This window comes from Pseudomonas sp. McL0111 (assembly GCF_052567255.1).
In genome coordinates this window covers 5,877,737-5,893,082 of sequence record NZ_CP199585.1, presented here as the reverse complement: position 1 = coordinate 5,893,082, position 15,346 = coordinate 5,877,737, and the positions used below count along the sequence as shown (strand labels likewise).

Below are 15,346 nucleotides of genomic sequence, written 5' to 3'. Positions count from 1 at the left end.
TGCAAGAGCATTATGCAAAGCAGCAGCAACCTATTTCCTGTCGCCCTGATCAGCGCCGAACGTCGCGGTGATCTGAGCGAAGACGTCTATCGATTGAAACCCGGCAACAGCCCGGACTGGTCCGTGGAAATCGCCGTCACCCGTTTGGGCATGGCCGATGAATCGACAGTGCGCGGCGTGCCGGTGATTCTGTTGCACGGCAGTTTTTCCAATCGGCGCTTCTGGTATTCGCCAAAAGGCCTTGGGCTCGGCGCTTATCTGGCGCGACTGGGCTTCGATGTGTGGATTGCGGAAATGCGCGGCCACGGCCTGTCGCAGCGCAACGAGAACTACCGCAAAAACCGTGTGGCCGATTACGCCCGTTACGACCTGCCGGCAATCGCCGCGTTCGTGCGCGAGCAAAGTGGTCAGGTGCCGCACTGGATCGGCCACTCGCTGGGCGGTATCACCCTGGCGGCGGCGCTCGGTGGCGAATACCTCGGTGAACCTGCCGTAGCGTCGGCAGCGTTTTTCGGTACGCAAGTCAGCCGCACTTACTGGCCGTTGAAGATTCCGCCAGTGGAGTGGAGCGGGCGCTTCCTGCTCAAGCGCTTTGCGCAACTGTCCGGCTCACGCCTCAAGCGCGGCCCTGAAGATGAGCCCATCGGTCTGGCAATCGAAAGCATGCGCTGGTACGGCTTGTTCGGCCGTTTTGGCGACAAGGACAAGGATTGGTGGGCGGGTCTGGCCGACGTTCAGGTGCCGGTGCTGGCCGTGACGGCGGCAGGTGATCACCAGGACCCTGCATGGGCCTGTCGCAAACTGTTCGAGCAGATCGGTTCCGAGCACAAGCAATTCATCAATCTGGGGCGCGAGCAGGGCTTCAGTGACAACTTTGGTCATGTCGAAATGCTGGTGAGCAAAGCGGCGCAGGCCGAAGTCTGGCCGTTGGTGGCGCGCTGGCTGCAGGATCAGCACACGCCGTTGCCGGGAGAGAAGCCCGGTCTGGCCGCAGCGATTTGAACCGAAGGCTCTGAAAAGGGCATTTCGTTCAGATCGGCATGCGGCTAAGATATGACGCATTGATCGGTTCTGGTCACATTTGGTGGCTGTTTAGCTATTACGTTTCAGCTTGTGTTCAGGTTCGTTCAGCGACCATTGCATGAACTAAGGTAAACAGCGACCGCCGGAGCTCGTTTCAAAAGAGTGCGACATCCTTGATCGTCTTCCTTGTTACAGGAGTTTATCGATGAACCATTACCTTACGCCTGACCTGTGCGACGCCTATCCGGAGCTGGTGCAGGTGCTGGAACCGATGTTCAGCAATTTCGGTGGCCGTGATTCTTTCGGCGGCGAAATCGTGACCATCAAATGTTTCGAAGACAACTCGCTGGTCAAGGAACAGGTCGACCTTAAGGGCGACGGCAAGGTGCTGGTGGTCGATGGCGGCGGTTCTCTGCGTCGTGCGCTGCTGGGTGACATGCTGGCCGAGAAAGCCGCGAAAAACGGTTGGGAAGGGCTGGTGATCTACGGTTGCATCCGTGACGTCGATGTCATCGCCCAGACCGATCTCGGTGTGCAGGCGCTGGCCAGTCACCCGATGAAGACCGAAAAACGCGGTATCGGCGATCTCAACGTTGCCGTGACCTTCGCCGGTGTGACATTCCATCCGGGCCACTACATCTATGCGGACAACAACGGCGTGATCATTTCGCCGAGTCCGCTGACGATGCCTGAATAAATAGCGGCAAACCAAAGGGGTGAGGATGTTCGAGGAAGAAAACGCGCAATGGGGGCTGGTGCATGCCCTGGTGCTGGACGGTAAAGGCGGCGCGCGTTCGATAGCCCGGACTGAACTCGACGATTTGCAGCTACAGGCCCATGAGAGTCTGTGGCTGCATTGGGATCGCAGTCATCCGCAAACCCAGACCTGGCTGCGCAAATCCAGCGGGCTCAACGAATTCACCTGCGACCTGCTGCTGGAGGAAAACACCCGTCCGCGTTTGTTGCCGCTGCCGGATTCCGAGTTGCTGCTGTTTTTGCGCGGGGTCAACCTCAATCCCGGTGCCGAGCCGGAAGACATGGTTTCGGTACGGATCTTCGCTTCTGCTCAACGGGTGATTTCCCTGCGTTTGCGTCCATTGCGCGCCACCGATGAGTTGCTGGCGATGCTGGGCGAAGGCAAGGGGCCGAAAACGGCCTCCGAACTCATCCTTTATCTGGCGCAGTTCCTCACTAATAAAGTGCAGGATCTGGTCACTTGCCTCTCGGAAATCGCCGATGAGGAAGAAGAAAAGATGGATGCCGACGAACGGTATACTCCCGAGCACGGAGCCACTTTGCACATCCGTCGCAGAGCTGCCGGGCTGAAACGTTTCCTGGCACCGCAGCGGGATATTTTCGGCCAGCTGACGCGGATAAAACTGCCCTGGTTTGTCGATGACGATGCCGACTACTGGAACGAATTGAACAACAGCCTGACCCGTTATCTCGAAGAGCTGGAATTGACCCGGGAGCGCGTGGGGCTTGTGCTGGAGGCCGAAGACCGGCGTTTGAGCGTGCGCATGAATCGCACGATGTACCGGTTCGGCATCATCACCGGGATCTTCCTGCCGATGAGTTTTCTCACCGGTCTGCTGGGTATCAATGTCGGTGGAATTCCGCTCTCGGGAAGCCCATATGGCTTCCTTGTCGCGTGCCTGCTGATGGTCTCGGTGGCCATCGGACAATGGTGGTTGTTCCGCCGTTTGCGCTGGGTTTGAACATGCCGCATGTGACCCGACCAAATTTGCCCGCGTCTTTCACAGACATCACGAGAGGTGCGTATGCACGATCCGTTTGAACAGTCTTTGCGCGACATGCTCAACGCCTCGCCGTCCACCCGCGACGACGACGCATGCCTGGGCCGCGTTCTCAAAACCGCCAACCGCCAGGTCGGCGCTGGTGATCTGTTCAGCCTGCTGGGCCGCTGGCTGCCCGCGCTGATGATCGCCCTGAATAACGGATCGGCCCATGTCTCGCCGGTTTCCCGTCTTCGTAAACCTACCGCTCGCACTGCTGATAAGGCTGATTGAATATGGAACTTGATCTCTGGACTCAGAGCCTCGTCACTGCAATGACTGCGTTGTGGACCAAGGTAGCGAATTTCATCCCTAACCTGTTCGGCGCACTGGTTGTGCTGCTGTTGGGTTTTGTTGTGGCCAAGCTGCTCGACACTTTGTTGTCGAAATTGCTCGCCAAACTCGGTCTTGATCGCCTGATGGGCGGCACCGGGCTGACCAAATTGATGTCGCGTGCGGGGCTGCAGGTTCCGATTTCCACCCTGATCGGAAAGATTGTCTATTGGTTCGTTCTGCTGATATTTTTGGTTTCTGCAGCAGAATCCCTTGGACTTGAGCGAGTCTCAGCTACGCTTGATATGTTGGCGCTGTATTTGCCGAAAGTATTCGGCGCCGCGCTGGTGTTGCTGGTAGGTGTTTTGCTCGCGCAACTGGCCAACGGGCTGGTGCGCGGGGCGGCAGAAGGCGTAGGCCTGGACTACGCTTCGGGGTTGGGGCGTATCGCTCAGGGCCTGGTGATTATCATCAGCCTCTCGGTTGCGATCAGTCAGCTCGAGGTCAAGACTGACCTGCTGAACCATGTGATTGTCATTGTTTTGATTACCGTTGGTCTGGCTGTTGCACTGGCCATGGGTTTGGGAAGCCGGGAAATTGCCGGTCAGATTCTTGCGGGAATCTATGTGCGTGAGTTGTATCAGGTTGGGCAACAAGTGCGTGTTGGCGAGGTCGAAGGCCAGATCGAAGAGATCGGCACGGTTAAAACCACATTGCTGACTGATGAGGGTGAGCTAGTCTCACTTTCCAATCGGATCCTGCTGGAACAGCATGTGAGTAGCCGCTAATCCGGCAAACCCTGCTAATGTATGCCGCCGCAAAATGCCAGCTGATGCTGGTTGTGGCGGACATTGACCTGACTGTCGGCACGACTTGTTTTGAATAAAGCCCATACGCTATCCACGCGCTACGACCCCCGCGAGCTCTCTGATGAGGAGTTGGTCGCGCGCTCGCATACCGAGCTTTTTCACGTGACGCGCGCCTATGAAGAATTGATGCGGCGTTACCAGCGAACATTATTTAACGTCTGTGCGAGATATCTTGGGAACGATCGCGACGCAGACGATGTCTGTCAGGAAGTGATGTTGAAGGTGTTGTATGGCTTGAAGAACTTCGAGGGGAAATCGAAGTTCAAGACATGGCTATACAGCATCACTTACAACGAATGCATCACACAGTATCGGAAGGAACGGCGAAAGCGTCGCTTGATGGACGCATTGAGTCTTGACCCGCTGGAAGAAGCGTCTGAAGAAAAGGCGCCGAAGCCGGATGAGAAGGGCGGACTCGATCGCTGGCTGGTGTATGTGAACCCGATTGACCGAGAAATTCTGGTGCTACGATTTGTCGCAGAGCTGGAGTTTCAGGAGATCGCAGACATAATGCACATGGGTTTGAGTGCGACAAAAATGCGGTACAAACGTGCTCTAGATAAATTGCGTGAGAAATTTGCAGGCATTGCTGAAACTTAGTTCAGCGCAAATATCTCTTACGTGTAGGCAAGTTCTGATAGACTTGCCGCCGAGTTGTCCCCCGGTTTGCGGGACTGCTTCACAATCACCAGATGGGGATTTAACGGATGAAACTGAAAAACACCTTGGGCTTGGCCATTGGTTCTCTGATTGCCGCCACTTCGTTCGGCGCTCTGGCACAAGGCCAAGGCGCAGTTGAAGGCGAACTGTTCTACAAGAAGCAGTACAACGACAGCGTCAATCACGTCGAAGACGGCTTCAACCCAGGCGCCTCTATCGGTTACTTCTTGACCGACGACGTGTCGTTGAACCTGACTTACGACAAGAACAACCACACCCGTTCGAACGACGGTACCGGCAGCCAGAAACTGCACGGTGACAACTTCGGCCTGAACGCTCAGTACCACTTCAACAACGCTGGCGACGCTCTGCGTCCTTACGTTTCCGGTGGTGTTAAGCACGGTAGCCTGACCAACGTAGCCGAAGATGGCCACAGCGGTCGCGATCAGTCGACCTACCTGACTGCTGGCGCTGGCGTTAAGTACTACTTCGCTGAAAACTTCTACGCCCGTGCTGGTGTAGATGCTGACTACAAACTGGACAACGGTCGCTGGAACTACGCTCCAGTTGTTGGCCTGGGTGTGAACTTCGGTGGCGGCAACAAGCCTGCTGCTGCTCCAGTTCCAGCACCAGCTGAAGTCTGCTCCGACAGCGACAACGATGGCGTTTGCGACAACGTTGACAAGTGCCCGGACACCCCAGCAAACGTAACTGTTGACGCTGATGGCTGCCCAGCAGTTGCTGAAGTTGTTCGTGTTGAGCTGGACGTTAAGTTCGACTTCGACAAGTCGGTCGTTAAGCCTAACAGCTACGCTGACATCAAGAACCTGGCTGACTTCATGAAGCAGTACCCAGCCACTCACACCACTGTTGAAGGTCACACTGACTCCGTCGGTCCTGACGCTTACAACCAGAAACTGTCTGAGCGTCGTGCAAACGCCGTTAAGCAAGTTCTGACCAACCAGTACGGTGTTGAGTCGTCCCGCGTTCAGTCGATCGGCTACGGCGAATCCCGCCCAGTTGCTGACAACAAAACTGAAGCAGGCCGTGCTGTAAACCGTCGCGTAGAAGCGCAGGTTGAAGCTCAAGCTAAGTAATTAGCTGCCGCTCTGAGAAAAGCCCGGCTTAGGCCGGGCTTTTCTTTGTCTGCGATTTGATGAGGTTTGGAAGGTTTATGCCGACAGGTCTGCCGTCACCGAGGGCAAGCCACGTTCCCCCAGGGATTGAGTTGCAGCGGCTGCCACTGCGCCGATCACCAGAATTGCAGGACTTTTCAGTTCAAAGTCGTGGGCATCTTCCTCCATGGCCGTCAGATCACTCCGACACTCACGTTGCTGCGGCAACGAAGCATTTTCGATCATCGCCACCGGCGTATCCGCCCGCATTCCTCCTGCCAAAAGCTGTTCGCGAATTTCGCTGAGTTTTGCCACGCCCATGTAAATCACCAGTGTCGTCCCGCCTTGTGCCAGCGCCTGCCAATTCAACTGGCTGTCATCTTGCGTGTGCGCGGTGACCAGCGTCACCCCGCGTGCCACGCCACGCAGCGTCAACGGGATAGCGCATTGCGTCGCCCCCGCCAGCCCGGCAGTAATGCCATTGACCAGTTCCACTTCAACTCCGCGCTCGCGCAACCACTGTGCCTCTTCGCCACCGCGACCGAAAATGCACGGATCGCCGCCCTTGAGGCGCACCACGCATTTGCCGTGACGGGCGTAACGCAGCATCAATCGGTGGATAAAAGCCTGGGGCGTCGAGCGGCAACCGCCGCGTTTGCCGACCGCGATGATTCGCGCAGTCGGGCAATGCTCCAGCACGGCGTCATTGACCAGATCATCAATCAGCACCACATCCGCTTCACGCAGGGCGCGCACGGCTTTGAGTGTCAGCAGTTCCGGGTCGCCTGGACCCGCACCGACCAGCCAGACTTTTGCGTTCATGGTGTTTTCCTCATCAGATGACGGTGATTTGCTGCGGATGGGCCGCCAGTAATCGCTTGATTTCCGGGACGCAGGAGCCGCATTGCGTGCCGCATCCCAGTTTGTTTTTCAAACCTTGCAGATCCAGGCCGTCACGAATGCCGGCACAGACCGTGTTGTGACTGACGTTATTGCAGTTACACAGAGTTTTGCCGGAGGTGATTTCGGCACCGGCATTGCCGGGCGGTGCACTCATCGGCGCGAGCAGCCAGCGACGTAATTGCTCGTCGGCACGGCCTTCGAGCCAGAGCTTTTGCAGCCAATGCTGGGCAAGGGTTTCGCCGGCCAGGCGAATCGCGGTGATGCGGCCGTTTTCGATGCGCACCCGTTTGCCAATAGCGCGGCGCGGGTCGTCATATGCCAGCACCGGACCCTCGATAAGCGCCAGGCATTGGTCGATTTCCCGCAGCAATTGCGGATTCGGCGCTGCGGCGCTGGCGGCGCGTATCAGCAATGCCGGACGTTCACGTCCGACAAGGCTGATACTTACGTAGGAAAACGCCTCACACAGCGGTCGTAGCGTCTCAAAATGCCGTTGAACATCGCCTTCGATCAGTGCAAACAGTTGCCACGGCAAATCCACCGGCTCCAGGCGCACGCCGCTGTGTTTGAGTTCCGGTTGTTTCGACAGCGGATCGAAGGCAGGCAGGGTCAAACTGTTCACGCCGCCCTTGAGAAAGCGGTCGCCCCAATGCATCGGCAGGAATGCCTGGCCCGGACGCACGCTGTCATCGCTGGCCACCGCCACGATCACTACACCACGGCGACTTTTCAGGCTCACCAGATCACCCGTTTGCAAGCGGTGTCGGCGCAGTTCATCCGGATGCAGGCTCAACACTGCTTCGCTGACATGCCCGAACAATTGCGCGGCAGTGCCGGTGCGGCTCATGCCGTGCCATTGATCACGCAAGCGCCCCGTGATCAATGTCAGTGGAAAGCGTGCGTCACGTTGCTCTTTGGCCGCGCGATAGGGTTCGGCGATGAACTGCGCGCAACCGCTGGTCGTGGGAAAAATCCCGTCGCCATACAGCCGTGGCGTACCTTGGCTGGCGCCGGTGGGGAAGGGCCATTGCTGTGGGCCGATCTGATCAATCAGTGCATGGCTGATCCCGGATAGATCCAGATCGCGGCCACGGGTCAGTTGTTTGAATTCGTCGAACAGTTGCGCCGGATGATCAAAGGCAAACAACGTTGGCTGCTGCGGGCGCAGACGTTTCTCCAGTCGTTGTGCGAAATCCACGGTGATCGCCCAGTCCGGACGTGCCTCACCTGGTGCGTCAACAGCTTTGCGAACGTGGGAAATCCGCCGTTCCGAGTTGGTCACCGAGCCTTCTTTTTCGCCCCAACTGGCAGCGGGCAGTAGCAGGTCGGCGAATGCAGCGGTTTCGGTGGTGCGAAACGCTTCCTGCAACACCACGAACGGGCAGGCCTCCAGCGCTGCTCGCACCGCTTGTTGATCAGGCATCGACTGCGCAGGGTTGGTACAGGCAATCCATAGCGCCTTGATCTTGCCGCTACGCACCTGCTCAAACAGTTCGACGGCGCTGAGCCCGGTGTTTTCCGGCAGTTGATCGACGCCCCAATAGGCCGCCACTTCTGCACGATGCTCGGCATTGGCCGCTTCTCGATGCCCCGGCAGCAGGTTGGACAGGCTGCCGGTTTCCCGCCCGCCCATGGCGTTCGGCTGACCGGTCAGGGAGAAAGGTCCTGCACCCGGACGGCCGATTTGCCCGGTGGCCAAGTGCAGATTGATCAGCGCACTGTTTTTCGCGCTGCCAGCGGTGGACTGGTTCAACCCCATGCACCACAGCGACAGAAAACTCGGCGAAGTGCCGATCCATTCGGCGCATTGCTGCAACTGCTCGATGCTGATCCCGCACAGCTGAGAAACCATCGTCGGGGTGTAATCGCGCACCAGACTTTTCAGCTCGGCGAGACCTTCGGTGTGAGCCTTGATGAACTCGCGGTCGATCCAGTCTTCCCACAGCAGCAGATGCAAAATCCCATGGAATAAAGCGACATCGGTGCCCGGCAGAATCGCTAGATGCAGATCTGCCAGATCGCAGGTATCGGTGCGCCGAGGGTCAATGACGATGACTTTCATCTGCGGGCGGCGGGATTTGGCTTCTTCCAGACGCCGGAAAAGTACCGGGTGGGCGTAGGCCATGTTACTGCCGACAATCATCACGCAATCACTGAGTTCAAGATCCTCATAGCTACACGGCGGCGCATCGGCGCCGAGGCTGCGTTTGTAGCCGACCACCGCCGAGGACATGCACAGCCGCGAATTGCTGTCGATGTTGTTGGTGCCGACCAAGGCCCGCGCCAGTTTGTTGAAGGCGTAGTAATCCTCGGTGAGCAATTGCCCGGAAATATAGAACGCCACGCTGTCCGGGCCGTGTTCAGCGATGGTTTCGGCGAACAGATTGGCCGCGTGTTCCAGCGCGGTGTCCCAGTCAGTCCGGCTGCGTGCGAGGCCCTTGCCCAGACGCAGTTCCGGATACAGCGCGCGGGCGCTCAGATCGCCGGTCAGGTGCAAGGTCGAGCCTTTACTGCAGAGTTTGCCGAAGTTGGCCGGATGCGCCGGATCGCCGCTGACGCCGAAGATCTGTTCGCCGTCATGCTCGATCAACACGCCGCAGCCGACCCCGCAATAACAGCAGGTCGAGGCGGTCGTCTGGCGGTTCATCAGGCGACTTCCCGCAACGCCAGGAGTACCCGGCCATTTTCGACCCGGGCCAAATGGTGATGCGCGCAACCAATGTCCGGTGCCTGCGCTTCGCCGGATTGCAGGTCGATCTGCCAGTTGTGCAGCGGGCACGCTACGCGTTTGCCGTAAATCAAACCCTGAGACAGCGGCCCGCCCTTGTGGGGGCAGCGGTCATCGAGTGCGAAAACTTCATCGTCGCTTGTGCGAAAAATCGCAATGTCACCTTTCGGTCCGGCAATGATCCGCGAACCGAGGGCGTTGATTTCTTCCAGGGCACAGATATCGAGCCAGTTCATGCTGGCACCTCCAGGTTTTTCACAGGGATCACGTCGAATTCTTTCTTCAGTTGCGGCTGTGCCAGACGCTCTTTCCACGGGTCCTGTTCGAACGACAGAGAGAATTGCAGGCGTTCGTTCAGCGCCTTGCGCCGCTGCGGATCTTCCAGCACGGCTTGCTTGATGTGTTCCATGCCGACCCGTTGCAGGTAGTGCACGGTGCGTTCGAGGTAGAAGGCTTCCTCGCGATACAGCTGCAAAAAGGCGCCGTTGTATTCGCGCACCTCGTCGGCAGTCTTCAGCTTGACGAAGAACTCGGCGACCTCGGTCTTGATCCCGCCGTTGCCGCCGATGTACATCTCCCAGCCGGAATCGACGCCGATGATTCCTACGTCTTTGATCCCCGCTTCCGAGCAGTTGCGTGGGCAACCGGAGACCGCCAGTTTCACTTTGTGCGGCGACCACATGTTGAACAGGTCGTGCTCAAGCTCGATGCCCAGTTGCGTCGAATTCTGCGTGCCGAAGCGGCAAAACTCACTGCCGACACAAGTCTTCACCGTGCGGATGGATTTTCCGTAGGCATGCCCGGATGGCATGTCGAGATCCTTCCAGACCCCCGGTAAATCCTGCTTCTTGATCCCCAGCAGATCGATGCGCTGACCGCCCGTGACCTTGACCATCGGCACGTTGTATTTGTCGGCGACATCGGCGATTCGGCGTAACTCGGACGGATTGGTCACGCCGCCCCACATCCGTGGCACGACTGAGTAGGTGCCGTCTTTCTGGATGTTGGCGTGCGCACGTTCGTTGATCAGCCGCGATTGCGGATCATCCTTCGCTTCGCCGGGCCAGGTGGAAATCAGGTAGTAGTTGAGCGCCGGGCGGCAGGTCGCGCAGCCGTTCGGCGTGCGCCAGTTGAGGTAGCTCATGGTGTCGGCGATGGTCAGCAGATGCTGGTCGCGGATCGCTTGACGAATCTGCCCGTGGTTGAGGTCGCTGCAACCGCAGATGGCTTTTTCGCTTTTCGGTTTGACGTCGGCCGCACCGCCGACGGTGTTGATCAGGATCTGCTCGACCAAACCAGCGCAGGAGCCGCAGGAACTGGCAGCCTTGGTATGTTTCTTCACGTCGTCGACGCTGAACAGACCATGTTCCTGAATCGCCTTGACGATGGTGCCTTTGCACACGCCGTTGCAGCCGCAGACTTCGGCGTTGTCGGCCATGCTCATGGCTTTGTCTTGGCCCTGATGTCCTACATCGCCCAAGGCGTTTTCGCCGAACATCAGGTGATCGCGGATCTCGCCGATGGCGTGATTCTCACGAATCTGTCGGAAATACCAACCGCCATCTGCCGTATCGCCGTACAGACAAGCCCCGACCAGCACGTCATCCTTGATCACCAGTTTTTTGTACACCCCGCCAATCGGATCGGAGAGGGTGATGGTCTCGGTGCCTTCGCCGCCCATGAAGTCGCCGGCAGAGAACAGGTCGATGCCGGTGACTTTCAGTTTGGTCGAGGTCACCGAGCCCTTGTAGGTGGCAAAACCGAGTTGCGCGAGGTGGTTGGCGCAGACCTTGGCCTGCTCGAACAGCGGCGCGACCAGTCCGTAGGCGATCCCGCGATGGCTGGCGCATTCGCCGATGGCGTAGATGCGCGGATCGTAGGTTTGCATCGTGTCATTGACCAGAATCCCGCGACTGCACGGGATGCCGGCCTTTTCCGCGAGTTCGGTGTTGGGGCGGATGCCGGCGGCCATCACCACCAGATCGGCAGGGATGATGTCGCCGTTCTTGAACTGCACCGAGCCGACCCGGCCATTGCCGGCGTCGTGCAGGGCTTGGGTCTGTTCGCACAAGCGAAAGTGCAGGCCACGGGATTCAAGGGCGCTTTGCAGGAGCTGGCCACTGGTCTTGTCCAGTTGCCGCTCCAGCAACCATTCGCCGATGTGCACCACGGTCACGTGCATGCCGCGCAGCATCAGACCGTTGGCGGCTTCGAGGCCGAGCAGGCCGCCGCCGATGACCACCGCGTGCTTGTGGGTTTTGGCGGTGTCGATCATTGCCTGGGTGTCGGCAATGTCGCGGTAACCGATCACGCCCTGCAGGGTATTGCCGGGAATCGGCAGAATGAATGGCGTGGAGCCGGTGGCGATCAGCAAGCGGTCGTATTCGGCCTCGGTGCCGTCCTCGGCAATGACTCTGCGCTTGATCCGGTCGATCTCCACCACTTTGCGATTGAGCAGCAGCTTGATGTGGTTTTCCAGGTACCAGTCGAGATCGTTGAGCACGATTTCTTCGAATGTCTGCTCACCGGCCAATACCGGCGACAGCAGGATGCGGTTGTAGTTGGTATGCGGTTCGGCGCCGAAGACGGTGATGTCGTACAGCTCGTTGCTCAACTTAAGCAGCTCTTCGAGGGTGCGAACCCCGGCCATGCCATTGCCGATCATCACCAGTTTGAGCTTTTTCATCAGGTTCTCCGGGAGCTGCGGCTTGCCTCTTGTGGGCAGTCAGGCCTGGCTCGACAAATTTTGCGCAACAAAAAAAGGCGTCCCGCTAGTTGCCTAGCGAGGACGCCTTTGTCCTTGTCCCGTTCTCTCGGGAAGCGCAGCCTTCGTCGTTGAAGGTTGGGCTTTATGTGTGGTGAGGGGATTAATGCAGTGGTTGTGCCAAGTGGGCAAAGCCCCGAATTTGTTGGGGTTCAATCGAGTCAGTGCTGAGATTTGTGCACCGGGGAAATGCATGGCGCCCGGTTTTGAGGCAGAAAATCAAAAGATCGCAGCGTGCCGCAGCGCCTACAGGGGAATGCATTTCAAATGTGGGAGCGAGCTTGCTCGCGAAAGGCACGCCACGCTTTCAGCCATGAAACACCAGAAACAGCAGCACCAGATTCATCACCAGAGAAACCAGCGCCAACGTCCGCCAAACCTTCAACGGTTCACGCTCAAGCAACGGCCGGGGCCTGACACTCAGGCTGTTTCGCTCACCCTGCTCCAGCACCAGCAACCACTCTTCCGCCGTTTCAAAGCGTTGCTCCGGTTCTGCCGCAACCCCACGTTCCAGGCAGTGCGCCAACCACTCTGGCAGATCCGGGCGGTAACGGCTGGCACTCACCGGCACCCCGAAACGCGGGCGCTGGAATGCCTCGATTTCACCGTACGGATAATGCCCGGTCAGCAGGAAATACAAGGTGACGCCCACCGCATACAAATCCTGCCGAGCGCCGGGTTTATCGCCGCGAAAGGCTTCCGGCGCAATGTAACTCGGGGTGCCCGGCAAGGTTGATGGCAAGTCCTCGGACAGGCCCGGACAGTAAGCCAGGCCAAAATCCAGCAGGCGTAATTCACCGTCGTCACCCAGCAACAGGTTCTCCGGTTTGATGTCGCGATGGAGGATCTGCCGTCGATGCAGCAGGCCCACAGCGCGCAACAACCGTTCGGCCAACGACTGCCATTGCGCCAGCGGCAACTGGCCGTTTTGTTGATAGAGCCGGGCTAATGTCGAGCCCGAGTATTCGCGCATCACGTAGTACAAATGCTGACGCTGATTGAGGCTGTGGACTTCCGGGAAGTGCCGCCCAGCCACCCGTTTGAGAAACCATTCCTCGGCCAACAGCGCTTGCCCGGCCCGGGAATCATCGATCAAACGTGTGGGCAGGGTTTTCAGCAGCCAGAGTTGGCCTTGTCCGTCGAGTACCCGGTAGAGCAGTGATTGTTGGCTCTGCCCGACAATTTCCTGCACCTGCCAGCCTTCGAAAACCTGTCCCGGTTTCAGCGCTGGCGGCAGCGGCCATTGCTGTAACTGGATCAAGGCCTCGCCGATGTTCGCTTCACCGACAGCATCGACGCGCACCAATAAAGCGCTGGCGTTGTCCTGACTGCCAGCCATGTGCGCGGCGGCGACCAGCGTCTGCGCAGCGCTGGCCAGATCCGCTTGATCGCGCAGGATCGCCGCAATCGCGCTATCGCCCAACGTCGCCCAGATGCCATCGCTGAGCAGCACGAAACACTCGTCATCGCGCAATTCACCGTCGAGGAAATCCAGCACCAGATGCTGATCCAGGCCCAAGGCACGCTTGAGCACATGCTGCATGCCCGGTTGATCCCAGACGTGATCCTCGGTGATGCGTTGCAGGGTGTCGGCATGCCAACGGTAAACCCGGCAATCTCCTACATGCGCGAGGGTAAAGCGCCGACCGCGCATAACCAAAGCGCTGACAGTGGTGAGCAACGGTTGCCCACCGCCATTGGCTTGCAGCCAACGATTTTGTGCCAGCAGCAAACGCTCCAGCGCCTGCGCCACGCTCCAGGTTTGCGGGGTGGCGTAGTAATCCTGAGCGAGTGCCTGCAAGGTCGAGCGCGCCGCGAGACCGCCATCGGCGCATTGGCTGACGCCGTCAGCGATGGCAAACAAAAAACCTTTGCTCGCCGCCACGTCTGCTGCCGGCGTCACCAAGCGCAAGGCGTCCTGATTTTCAGCGCGAGGCCCGCAGGCAGTGGCGTCGGCAAAGCTCAGTTGCAGGGCCATCGATGTTTCAGACCCGCGCCGCGGTCACAGCCGCCGAACCCCAAGTGGTTCTCCAGCGACGCTTGACCCCGTGCAGGCCGAACCACGCCAGCACGCCAAGGCTGGCGAACAACCAGAGTGCCAGTTGATAGCTGCCGGTGCTTTGCTTGATCGCACCCATGCCCGCCGCCAAGGCAAATCCGCCGATACCGCCGGCCATGCCGATCAACCCGGTCATCACGCCGATTTCCAGACGAAAACGTTGCGGCACCAATTGAAATACCGCGCCGTTACCCGCGCCGAGACCGAGCATGGTGCAGACGAAAAGTGCCAACGCCGCGTAGGAACTTGGCAGGTTGAAACCCACCGCCGCGATGCAGATGGCCGCCACGGTGTACATCGCCAGCAGTGTGCGGATGCCACCGAAACGGTCGGCCAGCGCGCCGCCCAACGGCCGCATCAGACTGCCTCCGAACACGCAGGCAGCGGTGTAGTAACCGGCGGTCACCGGGCTCAAACCGTATTGATCGTTGAAGTAGCCGGGCAGGGCGCTGGCCAGGCCAATGAAGCCGCCGAAAGTCACGCTGTAAAAGAACATGAACCACCAACTGTCGCGGTCGCCGAGGGCCTTGAAGTAGTCGGCCACGGATTTGGCTTTCGGCCGTTGCGGCGCGTTTTTCGCCAGCCAGGCAAACACGATTAGCGTGAGGATCAGCGGAATCAGCGCGAAGCCGAATACGTTGCTCCAGCCGAACGATGCGGCCAGCACCGGGGCGATCAACGCGGCAAACACGGTGCCGGAGTTACCCGCTCCGGCGATGCCCATCGCTTTGCCCTGATGCTGCGGCGGATACCACTGCGACGCCAGCGGCAGGGCGACGGCGAATGAAGCGCCGGCCATGCCGAGGAACAGACCCAGCAGCAGCGCCTGTTCGTAGCTGTGGATGCCGAGTTTCCAGGCGCCGAACAGCGCGCAGATGACGATCACCTGGCCGATCAGCCCGGCGGTTTTTGGTGACAGGCGATCAGCGAGCATGCCCATGGCAAAGCGCAGCACCGCACCCGCGAGAATTGGTGTGGCGACGACCAGACCGCGTTGCTGGGTGGTCAGGTGCAGGTCGGCGGCAATCTGCACCGCGAGCGGGCCGAGCAGATACCAGACCATGAAGCTCAGGTCGAAATAGATGAACGCTGCGAACAGGGTCGGGGTATGGCCGGATTTCCAGAAGCTTGAATTCATTGCGCACCTCAGCTGTGA

13 protein-coding genes are annotated in these 15,346 nt (G+C 58.9%); 7 read left to right on the top strand and 6 right to left on the bottom strand.

Going from position 1 to position 15,346, the window contains the following annotated elements; all coding sequences use genetic code 11:
* Window positions 1-12: 12 nt before the first annotated feature.
* From ACTWLJ_RS26425 to ACTWLJ_RS26395, 7 genes are all read left to right on the top strand, one after another.
* A complete protein-coding gene (locus ACTWLJ_RS26425; RefSeq protein ID WP_445179104.1) occupies window positions 13-1,002 on the top strand; it encodes an alpha/beta fold hydrolase in 990 nt (329 codons plus the stop codon).
* Between the two features lie 226 nt (window positions 1,003-1,228).
* A complete protein-coding gene (gene rraA, locus ACTWLJ_RS26420; RefSeq protein WP_445179103.1) occupies window positions 1,229-1,720 on the top strand; it encodes a ribonuclease E activity regulator RraA in 492 nt (163 codons plus the stop codon).
* A gap of 25 nt (window positions 1,721-1,745) precedes the next feature.
* Entirely contained in the window at window positions 1,746-2,741 is a 996-nt protein-coding gene (locus ACTWLJ_RS26415) for a zinc transporter ZntB (RefSeq protein ID WP_445179102.1), read from the top strand.
* A 63-nt stretch (window positions 2,742-2,804) separates the two neighbouring features.
* On the top strand, window positions 2,805-3,053 hold the full coding sequence (locus ACTWLJ_RS26410) for a CrfX protein (RefSeq protein WP_075949122.1): 249 nt from the start codon (window positions 2,805-2,807) through the stop codon (window positions 3,051-3,053).
* Between the two features lie 2 nt (window positions 3,054-3,055).
* On the top strand, window positions 3,056-3,880 hold the full coding sequence (locus ACTWLJ_RS26405; protein WP_064116923.1) for a mechanosensitive ion channel family protein: 825 nt from the start codon (window positions 3,056-3,058) through the stop codon (window positions 3,878-3,880).
* Between the two features lie 90 nt (window positions 3,881-3,970).
* On the top strand, window positions 3,971-4,561 hold the full coding sequence (gene sigX / locus ACTWLJ_RS26400; RefSeq protein WP_401216009.1) for an RNA polymerase sigma factor SigX: 591 nt from the start codon (window positions 3,971-3,973) through the stop codon (window positions 4,559-4,561).
* A gap of 107 nt (window positions 4,562-4,668) precedes the next feature.
* The gene (locus ACTWLJ_RS26395) at window positions 4,669-5,718 is read left to right on the top strand and encodes an OmpA family protein (protein ID WP_445179101.1); all 1,050 of its coding nucleotides are present in this window, start codon (window positions 4,669-4,671) and stop codon (window positions 5,716-5,718) included.
* 75 nt (window positions 5,719-5,793) lie between these two features.
* Here the strand turns inward: ACTWLJ_RS26395 and cobA are convergent, their stop codons facing one another.
* The 6 genes from cobA to ACTWLJ_RS26365 form a co-directional block, all read right to left on the bottom strand.
* Window positions 5,794-6,558: a uroporphyrinogen-III C-methyltransferase gene (gene cobA, locus ACTWLJ_RS26390; RefSeq protein ID WP_445179100.1), complete on the bottom strand. Its 765-nt coding sequence runs from the start codon at window positions 6,556-6,558 to the stop codon at window positions 5,794-5,796.
* Between the two features lie 13 nt (window positions 6,559-6,571).
* Entirely contained in the window at window positions 6,572-9,286 is a 2,715-nt protein-coding gene (locus ACTWLJ_RS26385) for a nitrate reductase (RefSeq protein WP_445179099.1), read from the bottom strand.
* Window positions 9,286-9,603 (bottom strand): nitrite reductase small subunit NirD, encoded by a 318-nt coding sequence (gene nirD / locus ACTWLJ_RS26380; RefSeq protein ID WP_445179098.1) that lies wholly within the window; start codon window positions 9,601-9,603, stop codon window positions 9,286-9,288. The genes ACTWLJ_RS26385 and nirD overlap by 1 nt, the downstream gene beginning before the upstream one ends.
* Complete coding sequence (gene nirB / locus ACTWLJ_RS26375) at window positions 9,600-12,053, bottom strand: nitrite reductase large subunit NirB (RefSeq protein ID WP_445179097.1); 2,454 nt, start codon at window positions 12,051-12,053, stop codon at window positions 9,600-9,602. Before nirB ends, nirD begins: the two co-directional genes overlap by 4 nt.
* A 385-nt stretch (window positions 12,054-12,438) precedes the next feature.
* Window positions 12,439-14,109, bottom strand: a complete 1,671-nt coding sequence (locus tag ACTWLJ_RS26370; protein ID WP_445179096.1) for a protein kinase domain-containing protein — start codon at window positions 14,107-14,109, stop codon at window positions 12,439-12,441.
* 7 nt (window positions 14,110-14,116) lie between these two features.
* Complete coding sequence (locus tag ACTWLJ_RS26365; RefSeq protein WP_445179095.1) at window positions 14,117-15,328, bottom strand: nitrate/nitrite transporter; 1,212 nt, start codon at window positions 15,326-15,328, stop codon at window positions 14,117-14,119.
* Between the last annotated feature and the right edge of the window lie 18 nt (window positions 15,329-15,346).

Bases quoted from the DNA above. Each gene is read 5' to 3' on its own strand.
- ACTWLJ_RS26425 (WP_445179104.1), top strand. From the start codon at position 13: ATGCAAAGCAGCAGCAACCTATTTCCTGTCGCCCTGATCAGCGCCGAA.
- rraA (WP_445179103.1), top strand. From the start codon at position 1,229: ATGAACCATTACCTTACGCCTGACCTGTGCGACGCCTATCCGGAGCTG.
- ACTWLJ_RS26415 (WP_445179102.1), top strand. From the start codon at position 1,746: ATGTTCGAGGAAGAAAACGCGCAATGGGGGCTGGTGCATGCCCTGGTG.
- ACTWLJ_RS26410 (WP_075949122.1), top strand. From the start codon at position 2,805: ATGCACGATCCGTTTGAACAGTCTTTGCGCGACATGCTCAACGCCTCG.
- ACTWLJ_RS26405 (WP_064116923.1), top strand. From the start codon at position 3,056: ATGGAACTTGATCTCTGGACTCAGAGCCTCGTCACTGCAATGACTGCG.
- ACTWLJ_RS26395 (WP_445179101.1), top strand. From the start codon at position 4,669: ATGAAACTGAAAAACACCTTGGGCTTGGCCATTGGTTCTCTGATTGCC.
- cobA (WP_445179100.1), bottom strand. From the start codon at position 6,558: ATGAACGCAAAAGTCTGGCTGGTCGGTGCGGGTCCAGGCGACCCGGAA.
- ACTWLJ_RS26385 (WP_445179099.1), bottom strand. From the start codon at position 9,286: ATGAACCGCCAGACGACCGCCTCGACCTGCTGTTATTGCGGGGTCGGC.
- nirD (WP_445179098.1), bottom strand. From the start codon at position 9,603: ATGAACTGGCTCGATATCTGTGCCCTGGAAGAAATCAACGCCCTCGGT.
- nirB (WP_445179097.1), bottom strand. From the start codon at position 12,053: ATGAAAAAGCTCAAACTGGTGATGATCGGCAATGGCATGGCCGGGGTT.
- ACTWLJ_RS26370 (WP_445179096.1), bottom strand. From the start codon at position 14,109: ATGGCCCTGCAACTGAGCTTTGCCGACGCCACTGCCTGCGGGCCTCGC.
- ACTWLJ_RS26365 (WP_445179095.1), bottom strand. From the start codon at position 15,328: ATGAATTCAAGCTTCTGGAAATCCGGCCATACCCCGACCCTGTTCGCA.